A 917-nucleotide genomic window follows, 5' to 3' on the forward strand; every position below is an offset into this window, starting at 1 on the left:
GTCCATGTAAGCTCGCGTGCGCCATCCATGGCGTACGACGGTCCCGCGAACCCACACACCCCCRCCCTCGACRGTTGGYTGGTGCAGCCAGCGAGGCACTCCTGCGCATTGAAGAACGCGCCGCAGGCAAAAAGAAACCAAAAAAAAGCCCGGCTGTGGCCGGGCTTGAAGTGGTTTGCAACGGTTGCCAGCATTCACGCCGCGTCGAGGTGAGCACGACGCGTCTGCGCTTTGATCAATCGATCCATGGTGCGCAGCGACTTCTCTTCCAGGGCCAGCGCCGAGTCGACCCAGACCTTGGTGATTTCCAGCAGCTCGTCATAGCGCACGGCCTGGGCCAGATTGCGTGCCGCGTTCATGGCCAGATAGCTGCGCGGGACGCGCTGGTGCTGGCGGATCTGCTCCTGCACCGCCGCCACGCCCTGGCCCTTGGGCACCAGAATGTCCACCACGCCCATCGCGTACATCTCTTCGGACGAATACACCCGGCCTTCCAGAATGATCTTCTCGGCCAGCTGCGGTGCGACGCGCTTGCACAGGAACGAATAGGCACCCATGCCCGGGAACAGCCCGAACAGCACCTCCGGAAGCCCCATCCCGCAGCCTTCCTCGGCGACGATCGTGTGGCAGGCCAGCGCCATTTCCAGGCCGCCGCCCAAGGCATCGCCCTGAATCAACGCGATGGTGCGCACATCGCCACCGAAGCCGGTATGCAGGTGATGCACGCCTTCCACGCAGCGTTGCGCGTAGGCAAGCAGGCGATCGCGGTTGCCTTCGCGGATGAGGTGGGAGAACAGCTCCAGGTCACCGCCCAGGTTGTAGGCGCTGGCATCGGAGGCCAGCACGAAGTGACGCAACGCGCCGCTGTTGCGCTCGGCCGGGGAGAGGGTGATGGCATTCATGAAGCTCCACATCTC

Annotated in this window: 1 protein-coding gene; it reads right to left on the minus strand. The window is 64.1% G+C overall.

All coding sequences use genetic code 11. The annotated features are described in order from the left end of the window. Nucleotides 1-194: 194 nt before the first annotated feature. A partial coding sequence (locus tag AC1DQP_RS20995; RefSeq protein WP_478052497.1) for a crotonase/enoyl-CoA hydratase family protein occupies nucleotides 195-917 on the minus strand: 723 nt, incomplete at its 5' end.

Source organism: Stenotrophomonas sp. P5_A8, from assembly GCF_056400545.1.